We start from the raw sequence: 10172 nt of genomic DNA, 5'->3' as shown, positions 1-10172 counted from the left end.
TATAGATGAAAACTAAATTTTTATATATCTGTTTTGTTTTAACTTGTTGTCAGTCGATTTTTGCTCAAGACTTTTTGGTGAAAAACCAAAATAAAGTAATGGGTATGATTAATCCGAGTTTTTATGGTTTTGGAGAATCTTCAAAGGCAGGAGTTGTTTATGGAACCGAGGGTTATAATGATGGCAATAAAATTGAGTCTCGTTTTGGCTTTGCCAATCATTATTTTGATAGGAGTGATTTTTCTTTAGCCTTGGATGTACAATCTACAAAAATAACGCAGCTAGGTTTTTCAACAGCTCAAGCAAATTTGCACTATATTTATAAAACACAATTATCGTATGATTGGACATTTAATCCTTCTGTGTCTGTGGGTTATGGTAATAGCAGATTGGATTTTTCTTCACTCGTGTTTGAAGATCAAATTAATGTTTTGACTGGTTTCATAGCTGGGGTTTCTAGAGATCCGGTAACTATTGATAATAGAATTAATTATATGGATATTGGAGCAGGAGCTACCGTTCATAATAATCGTAACTTATTCTTTGGATTAAATCTAAAGCATATCAATAGACCTGAAACTTCATTTAATAGTGAATCCAGTAACAAGAGAGAATTATCTATGTCATTTCAATCAGGATTTGAAAAAGATATCAATCCATACGGGCAAAGTTTATTTTTACCTGAGAATTCCTATTTGTATTTGTTTAATTCGATAACAAAACAAGGGGATAGATTGCGAATGGATTTGTATCAAGAATTAATTTTAGGTAATATTTCGGTGGGAATAAATCAGCACTTGAATAAGTTCGAATCTTTTTCGATTGGACAATTAGGAACTTCTTTGAGTATCTTTATTGAAGAAATTGAGATTGGGGCTAATTACTCCTTTGATATTGGAACTAAAAAAATAGGAGGGACTACCTATAATACTTTCGAACTGTACGTAACTTTTGATTTTAATCCATTCAAGAAAAATAGAAGAGGTAACAATAGCCGTTTCTACGATATGCAATAAATTTATTCAAGTTGATTGTATTAAAAAAGGCTACCAACAGGTAGCCTTTTTTAATTGTATTAATACAAATCTGGAAATTGATTTGGTTTAACTTCTCCCATCATAGCGTAAACTTTTTCAAATATATCTTCAACTGAAGGCTTTGAGAAATAATCTCCATCGGTGCCATAAGCTGGACGATGAGCTTTAGAGGTTAAAGTTTGCGGTTTGCTGTCTAAATATTCATACGCATTTTGTTCTTCTAGTATTTGTTGTAATATATAAGCTGAAGCGCCGCCCGGAACATCTTCATCAATTACAAGTAAGCGATTTGTTTTTGCCAAACTTTTGACAATGTCTTTATTAATGTCAAAAGGAAGTAGCGATTGGATATCAATCACTTCACACTCAATTCCGAATTCACTCAACTCATTTGCAGCTTGTTCCACTAAACGTAAAGTAGAACCGTAAGAAACTAAAGTAATGTCTTTTCCTTCTCTTAGTGTTTCTACAATTCCAATTGGTGTTTTGAATTCTCCATAATTTAGAGGTGCTTTTTCTTTTAAACGGTACCCATTCAAACATTCGATAACTAAAGCAGGTTCATCTGCTTCAAATAAAGTATTGTAAAAACCAGCAGCTTGCGTCATATTTCTTGGAACCAAAACATGTATTCCTCTCAAAGCATTAATGATCATTCCCATTGGCGATCCAGAATGCCAAATTCCTTCTAAACGATGTCCTCGGGTACGAATAATTAATGGAGCTTTTTGTTTTCCACTAGTTCGGTATTGTAAAGTAGCCAAATCGTCACTTAAAATTTGCAAGCCATAAAGTAAATAATCTAAATATTGGATTTCAGCAATAGGACGAAGTCCTCTTAAAGCCAAACCAATACCTTGTCCAATAATAGTAGCTTCTCTAATTCCTGCATCCGATACTCGAAGCTCACCATATTTTTCTTGCATTCCTTCTAAACCTTGATTCACATCGCCAATATTTCCCGCATCTTCCCCAAAAACAAGCGCTTCAGGGTATTTGGTAAATAAGGCGTCGAAATTATCTCTTAAGATAACTCTGCCATCGGTATCTAAATCACTTTTTTCAGAATAGCGAGGCGCACTACTTGGTATGTTTAATACGTTAGAATTCGATTCAGAAAATAAATTACTGCTAAATTTCTTTTGAGTTTTGTTAAGGTAGTTGGTAATCCATTCTGAAATTTCTTGTTTTCCACTTTCATTAACAACCAAACGAAGAATTTTTCTAGCAGTACCTAATATTTCTTTTTTTAATGGATCTTTAATTCCTCTAAGCGAATTTAAAAGTTGGTTGATTTTTACTTTATTGGAACTGTTAAACGTAACTTTTTCTACTAAATCTATAAATTCTTTTTGTTCATTAATAATTGGGCCAATAAAATTTTTCCAAGCCTCTTTTTTGCCTTCCAAAACTTGTTTTTTAGCCTCTATTTCAATCACATCTAATTCTTCTGGTGAAGCAATATTAATAGCAATCATCCAAAGTCTCATTTGTCTAATGCAATCAAACTCTCTTTCCCAGGCTAATCTTTCAGTGCTTTTATATCTTTCATGTGATCCTGAACTAGAATGTCCTTGAGGCTGCGTCAACTGAGAAACATGAACTAAAACAGGTACATGTTCTTCACGGGCAATTTTTGCTGCTTTTTCATAAGTAGCAATTAAATCAGCATAATCCCATCCTTTGACATTGAATATTTCATATCCTTTATTCTCATTATCTCTCTGATATCCTTTCAAGATTTCAGAAATATTCTCTTTAGTAGTTTGGTATTTTGCATGAACAGAAATCCCATATTCATCATCCCAAACACTCATAATCATAGGAACTTGTAAAACTCCTGCAGCATTAATTGTTTCAAAGAAAATACCTTCTGAAGTGCTTGCGTTTCCTATAGTACCCCATGCCACTTCGTTACCTTCATTAGAAAAATTAGAGGCAATTTTAATTCCTGGGACTTGTTTGTAAATTTTTGACGCATAGGCCAATCCAAGTAGTCTTGGCATTTGAGCAGCAGTCGGAGAAATATCTGAACTGGAATTTTTTTGTTTTGTTAGGTCTTTCCATGAACCATCTGAATTCAAACTGTGGGTCATAAAATGTCCTCCCATTTGTCTTCCTGCTGACATTGGATCAGAATCAATATCCGTATGTCCGTAAAGGCCAGCAAAAAACTCTTGAATGGTTAACTTACCAATAGCCATCATGAAAGTTTGATCTCGATAATAACCGGATCTAAAATCACCATCTTTGAAAAATTTAGCCATAGCAAGTTGAGGCACTTCTTTTCCATCTCCGAAAATACCAAACTTAGCTTTACCAGTTAGTACTTCTTTACGTCCTAAAAGGCTGCATTCTCTACTAACAACTGCTAATTTGTAATCACTTAAAACCTCAGTTTTAAAGTCTTCAAAAGTTAACGTGGTTTTTGTTTCTTCTTTTACCATGATTTAATGAGCTAACATATTCTACAAATTTAAGTAAAAACTAACTATTTTCAACACAGCAATTGGATTAAAATTTTATTTTCAATAATTTTTAGGTAAAAAAAGCAATTTTTGTTGAATAATTATCTTTAAAATGACTATTTGTTAAATAATTATGTAATTTAAAACCATTTCCTGTTAAATAAATTAATTAGGGTAGCTGGAGATAATGTTAAAACAAAACGTATTTTTTCATTGTAACTGTTTTGAAGTGGTTCGAAACCATTACTAGAGTACAATGGGAAATACACTTCAAAATAGTCTGTTACTAAATTCAATCGCAATCCACTATCATATAAAAACTGACCTTTTGAATGTCTATTTTTTAGATAACCGATATCTCCATATAGTTCTATCCAATTCCAAATATTAAAGCTGCCATTTATGGTAGATATCCATTGATTTGAAAAAGATTGATTTAATTTTGATTTAAAACCTCCTTCACTTTGAATGTATTGTTGACTAAAAAAACCACTACTTTCTGACCTTCCATAAAAGCCATAATCAAATAAGTAATCCGTAGGTCTATCCAATCCAAAACTAAAAAAATCGGAATTAGTTGTATTGAATAAGAATACTCCAGTATAAAAACGAATGTTAATTTGCCTATTATTTTCAAATAACTTTCTATACTCAATTTCACTAGCAATCTTGCCAAAGTTTCTGGCGAACTGAACATCAGTTAAACTGCTAAAATGATGAGTTACTTCTGTTTTTGAATTGGAATATCTAAAATTGAAAATGGAATAGTTTTCGGTTAAATCGGAACTATTTATTTCACTTTGTTCTCTATTGACCATCACCTGACGAGCCATAAAGCTTTGCTTTCTATTATCCCTCAAATCGGCTTCTCTAATTCTAAATTCAACTGATGGAGTTATTTTTGAGTACGAGGCATTAGGAGCATAATGAAAATACGATCCAGATAATGCATAGCGAATAGTATATAAACTACTATTCCTGTAATTTTCATTCATGATTAAAGCGCCACTACCTATTAAATTATTTGTTTTTGAAGAAAAAGCAGGATTTATATCAAAGGTTATTGGCTTGTCTAAAATGGTTTTATTGTGTAATCTAATTCCTGGTGAAACGCCATCATAAAGGTTATAGGTTACTGTAGGAATGTAGAGTATCTGATTAAAGTAGGGATCTTCTAAATCCTTCATAAAAACGAATTTTATTGGTCGATTATTTGGAAAAAAGCCCTCTAATTTTTTCCAATTATTACGTAAATTAATTTCAGGAACTTCATTATTATAGTTGAGTATAATTCGGTCAGCTTGATTTCTTTTAATTGTAAAAGTGCTATCACATTCTTTCAAATCAAGCCAATCTTTGAAAACAATTTCTTTTTTCTTCACTCCATAAATTGGAATAGGAATGGGTAAATCTGTTTTATTTTTGATAGAAAAAGTAATACTATCTTTTGTTTTGGAAACTTTAGCAAACTTGTAGTCAATTAATTCTCTTGAGTGTACAATCGTACTAAAAAACCAGTTAATATTTTTGGTAGCATTCGATTTTAAAATACTTTCAAAATCTTTGCTTGAAGTTTGTTGCGACTTGTTTAGAGTATAAAATTCTTGAATACTTTTCTTAACAATTCCGTTTTGCAAGTATTTGTCTAAGAAGTTGATACTTAAACCAGCTCTGTATTTACTAGCAATTTGTTCGTTAAACTTTATCAATTCAGTCTTTGAACTACTTAACGATTGATCTAAATTCTTTCTAGCCATTAACATATAAAAATAGCTGTACTGTTGGTTGAATTTTAGTGTTGCTAGATTGTAATTTTTCAATAATTTAAATTGAGATGCCTTTCCCAACATAGTCGTAGTTGGATGAAACTGTTCAATATATTTGATCATCAAATCCATTTGGATGGCATCATAAATCCAATTGTCTTTTCTAGGATCTAAACGCAAACTGGTTTTTAAATAGGTCTCAACATAGGTTTTTAGAAATTTTATTTCAAACAAAAAATCATCCTCAAAGGGATTTAAAAATTGAGGCAATTGATTCAGTCCATAAAAAGGATTTCGGTCATAATTGGTTTGAGTTACCAATATTTTTGGATGAGGATATGCTCCTATAATTTCATCAACAAAATGAGCAATTCTATTTATAATTAATATTTTTTGAATAGCATCTAATTTAGCAGAATTGATATCTGTAATCACTTCATTTTTATCGTTTTGATAGCTTATGAAATTGGATTTTGATTCAATAAATAAATTAAAATCAGTTCTACTTTTTCCTTCTAAATGATAATTAATTTGTGCTTTATCTTCGATTTGATTAGTTACAACTAGGTCAGTGGTTAAAACAGCTTCTTTAGGTATTTTGAATTGAATAAAGAAATCTACTGTTCCATTAGCGCTATCGTCTAAGTTGCAATTACTGTATTTAACAAACGCGCTGTTTTCATATCGAGCAGGGGTTACATACCAATTTTTGAGATTCAAATTTCCATTAGAAGCATATCCATATTTGGTAAACTGATTACTCGGAATTTTAGAGAAATAGGTAAGGTAAAGTGTTACGGATTGATTTGGCATTAATTTATCCCGTAAATCGACAGTAATTAAATCTGGGTTTTCTGTACTTCTATTCCAAGAAAGAAATAATTTCTCGAAATTTAAAATCGTTAAATTAGAAGTTCCTCCACGTTCAGAATCCTTTGCCAAATGGAATCCTCTATAAAATTCATCAGAGAATCGTTGCGCTAAGGGAGTGTTTTTATCAGAATAAGCGTGATTCCAATCGTTTAAAACAATCGAACTTAATGTATCATTGGATTGATTAGTAAAAGTGATTTCTTGTTGAATTCGCAGTGTGTGCGTTGCAGGAACTAGTTCAACAATTATTTTAGATTGATGTTGCGCTAGAGTTCCAATAGAACTAAATACTATTAAATAATAAAGAACTATTTTGTACAATGATTTCAAAACAAAAAGATTTACCTACAAGATACGTTATATTGTCTAACAAAATCAATAAAATGGGAACCTAATTTTAAAAATTAGGACTTAAATCATATTTTTTATAAAAAGAGTCTAAAACAGCAAGAACTTCGTCTTCCGTATCAACAATCTTGATTAAATTTAAATCGGAATCACTTACAGTTTTTTCTTGTTCTATTAATGTAGTTGTTATCCAATCCACCAATCCAGACCAAAATGATTTACCAACAAGAATTATTGGGAAACGACCTATTTTTTTAGTTTGTATTAATGTAATTGCTTCAAAAAGTTCGTCTAATGTTCCGAACCCCCCTGGCATTACTACAAATCCTTGGGAATATTTTACAAACATTACTTTTCGAACAAAGAAATAATCAAAGTTCAAATTTTTATCTCTGTCAATATAAGGATTGTGGTGCTGTTCAAATGGTAATTCAATATTCAATCCTACAGAAGTTCCACCACCTAAATGAGCTCCTTTATTTCCAGCTTCCATAATTCCAGGACCACCACCAGTAATTACTCCATAACCGGCTTTACTGATTTTATAAGCAATTTTTTCAGCTAATAAATAATAGTGATCTTCAGGTTTAATCCTAGCTGAACCAAAAATACTCACACAAGGCCCGATTCGTCCCATAGATTCATAACCATTAACAAATTCAGACATGATTTTAAAAATACCCCAACTATCATTGGTTCGTATTTCATTCCATGTTTTTTGTTTCAATTTATCTTGGATTACCTTTTCCTCGTCGTTTTCAAAATCTTGTAATTTCATATTTCGTACTATTTATTTCTTTTACTGAATACTTTTTTCCACTTCTGGATTTACAATACTAAACTAATTCTTTTTTCAAAAATTGCGCAGTGTAACTTTTTTTATTTTTAATTATTTCTTCGGGAGTTCCTTTTGCAACTAGTTGTCCACCACCTTTTCCACCTTCTGGGCCAATATCAATAATGTAATCGGCTAGTTTAATCACATCCATATTGTGTTCAATAATTAAAATGGTATTGCCTTTGTCTACCAATTTATTAATTACGCCCATCAAAACCCGAATGTCTTCAAAATGCAATCCAGTAGTAGGCTCGTCTAAAATATAGAAAGTATTTCCTGTGTCTTTTTTCGACAATTCGCCAGCTAGTTTGATACGTTGTGCTTCGCCTCCCGAGAGTGTTGTGCTTTGTTGTCCTAAAGTGATATAACCCAATCCTACTTCCTGAATGGTTTTTACTTTTCGGTAAATTTTCGGAATGTTTTCAAAGAAAGGAACAGCTTCATCCACTGTCATATTCAATACATCCGAAATGGACTTTCCTTTATATCGAATCTCCAAAGTTTCTCTGTTAAAACGTTTTCCTTGACAAGTTTCGCATTCTACATAAACATCGGGTAAAAAGTTCATTTCAATAGTTCGTACCCCCGAACCTTCACAAGTTTCACAACGACCGCCATTTACGTTAAAACTAAAACGACCAGCTTTATAACCGCGAATCATACTTTCAGAAGTCATCGTAAATAAATTTCGAATCTCAGAAAATACTTCAGTATATGTAGCTGGATTCGACCTTGGCGTACGCCCAATTGGACTTTGATCAATATCAATAACCTTGTCAATGTTTTCTAAACCTTCAATTTTTGTGTAAGGTTGTGGTTTTTTAACTCCGTTGAAATAGTAGGCGTTTAAAATAGGGTAGAGGGTCTCGTTAATCAAAGTAGATTTTCCACTACCTGAAACTCCCGTCACGCAAATTAGTTGTCCTAAAGGCAATTCGATGGAAACATTTTTTAAATTGTTTCCTGTGGCGCCTGTTAGTTTTAAGAATTTACCATTGCCTTCGCGACGCTTTTTAGGAACTTCGATTTTCATATCGCCATTCATAAATTGAGCGGTAATCGTATTGCTTTTTAAAATCTCAGCAGGCGTTCCTTGACTGATGATTTCACCACCATATTTTCCAGCTCTTGGACCAATATCAATCACATAATCGGCACGTTCAATCATGTCTTTATCGTGTTCTACCACTATGACTGAATTGCCAATATCTCGTAATTGTTCCAAAGAATGAATCAATTTCTCGTTGTCTCTTTGGTGTAAACCAATACTTGGTTCGTCCAAAATATACAACACGCCAACTAACTGTGAACCAATTTGAGTAGCTAGTCGAATGCGTTGTGCTTCACCACCCGAAAGGGATTTTGAACTTCGGCTTAATGCCAAATAATTCAATCCCACATTCATTAAGAAATCCAATCGGTCTTTGATTTCTTTGATGACTTCAGAAGCAATCTTTTTTTGTTTGTCAGTTAACTGACTTTCTAATTCTTGGAACCATTTGGTCAAATCTGAAATATCTAAATCGCTTAATTCGGCAATATTTTTATCGTTTACTTTAAAAAACAATGCTTCTTTTTTCAATCGTGAACCCTCACATTCAGGACATTTTACTTCGTCCATAAATTCTTTAGCCCAGCGTTTAATTGTAGCCGAACCACTTTCGTCGTGTTGGTTTTTGATAAAATGAGCAATACCCTCAAAGTCTATTTTGTATTCTCTGGTTACACCTAAATCTTTTGAATTGATGGTAAATTTTTCTTTTCCGCCGTTCAAAATCATTTCCATGGCTTCTTCCGAAATGGTTTCTACCGCATCGGTTAACTTGAAACCATATTTCTCACCTATAATTTCCAATTGCTTAAAAATCCAAGATGATTTGTATTCTCCCAAAGGAGCAAATCCTCCGTTTTTAATGGATAATTTAGGATTCGGAATAATTTTTTTACGATTGATTTCATTCACTGTTCCCAATCCGTTACAATTCGCACAAGCGCCTTTTGGTGAATTGAAAGAAAATAAATTAGGTTCTGGATTTTGATACGAAATCCCGGTAGTTGGACACATTAAATTCCTACTAAAATAGCGTACTTCGTTGGAATCTTGATCTAAAACCATTAATACATTTTCACCATGATGCATCGCCGTGTTAATGCTTTCTGACAATCTTTTCTGATTGTCTTCGCTGTTGTCGACTAGGAGTCTATCGACTACAATTTCAATGTCATGGGTTTTATAACGATCTAATTTCATGCCACTAACCAAATCTTGAATTTCACCATTCACACGCACTTTTAAAAAACCTTGCTTGGTGATTTGTTGGAAAAGCTCAGCATAATGTCCTTTTCTAGCTCGGATAATTGGTGCTAAAATATTGATTCGTTTACCTGTAAAATCTTGAATTATCAACTCTTTGATTTGCTCATCAGAGTACGAAACCATTTTTTCTCCCGTATTGTAACTATAGGCATCAGCACCACGGGCATACAACAAACGTAAAAAATCATAGATTTCAGTAATTGTCCCCACAGTTGAGCGAGGACTTTTACTAGTTGTTTTTTGCTCAATGGCAATTACGGGTGAAAGTCCATCAATTTTATCTACATCTGGACGTTCTAATCCGCCTAAAAACTGTCGTGCATAGGCCGAGAAGGTTTCGACATAACGACGTTGACCTTCGGCATAAATGGTATCAAAAGCCAAGGATGATTTTCCAGAACCCGAAAGCCCAGTGATCACCACTAATTGTTCACGCGGAATTGAAATATCGATGTTTTTTAGGTTGTGAACGCGCGCGCCTTGAACGTCAATTGTATTCTCAGTTTCTACCATAATTTTTGCAAA

At 32.8% G+C, this 10172-nt stretch carries 5 protein-coding genes; 1 reads left to right on the top strand and 4 read right to left on the bottom strand.

The annotated features are described in order from the left end of the window. Nucleotides 1-5 precede the first annotated feature (5 nt). Nucleotides 6-1016, top strand: coding sequence for a type IX secretion system membrane protein PorP/SprF (locus LPC20_RS09465; protein ID WP_229324792.1), 1011 nt, complete (start codon nucleotides 6-8; stop codon nucleotides 1014-1016). 59 nt (nucleotides 1017-1075) lie between these two features. Here LPC20_RS09465 and LPC20_RS09460 read toward each other — a convergent pair whose 3' ends face one another. The 4 genes from LPC20_RS09460 to uvrA form a co-directional block, all read right to left on the bottom strand. After that, the gene (locus LPC20_RS09460) at nucleotides 1076-3484 is read right to left on the bottom strand and encodes an alpha-ketoacid dehydrogenase subunit alpha/beta (RefSeq protein WP_229324790.1); all 2409 of its coding nucleotides are present in this window, start codon (nucleotides 3482-3484) and stop codon (nucleotides 1076-1078) included. A 161-nt stretch (nucleotides 3485-3645) separates the two neighbouring features. Beyond that, nucleotides 3646-6474, bottom strand: a complete 2829-nt coding sequence (locus LPC20_RS09455) for a gluzincin family metallopeptidase (protein WP_229324788.1) — start codon at nucleotides 6472-6474, stop codon at nucleotides 3646-3648. A gap of 67 nt (nucleotides 6475-6541) precedes the next feature. Beyond that, entirely contained in the window at nucleotides 6542-7270 is a 729-nt protein-coding gene (locus tag LPC20_RS09450; RefSeq protein WP_229324786.1) for an LOG family protein, read from the bottom strand. Between the two features lie 58 nt (nucleotides 7271-7328). Further along, nucleotides 7329-10160: an excinuclease ABC subunit UvrA gene (gene uvrA, locus LPC20_RS09445; RefSeq protein ID WP_229324784.1), complete on the bottom strand. Its 2832-nt coding sequence runs from the start codon at nucleotides 10158-10160 to the stop codon at nucleotides 7329-7331. Between the last annotated feature and the right edge of the window lie 12 nt (nucleotides 10161-10172).

It is taken from the genome of Flavobacterium ammonificans (genome assembly GCF_020886115.1).
Taxonomy (GTDB): domain Bacteria; phylum Bacteroidota; class Bacteroidia; order Flavobacteriales; family Flavobacteriaceae; genus Flavobacterium; species Flavobacterium ammonificans.
Note: the sequence above shows the minus strand (reverse complement) of the source record. Positions and strands in the feature narration are given on the sequence as shown.

Bases quoted from the DNA above. Each gene is read 5' to 3' on its own strand.
- uvrA (WP_229324784.1), bottom strand. From the start codon at position 10,160: ATGGTAGAAACTGAGAATACAATTGACGTTCAAGGCGCGCGCGTTCAC.
- LPC20_RS09465 (WP_229324792.1), top strand. From the start codon at position 6: ATGAAAACTAAATTTTTATATATCTGTTTTGTTTTAACTTGTTGTCAG.
- LPC20_RS09450 (WP_229324786.1), bottom strand. From the start codon at position 7,270: ATGAAATTACAAGATTTTGAAAACGACGAGGAAAAGGTAATCCAAGAT.
- LPC20_RS09460 (WP_229324790.1), bottom strand. From the start codon at position 3,484: ATGGTAAAAGAAGAAACAAAAACCACGTTAACTTTTGAAGACTTTAAA.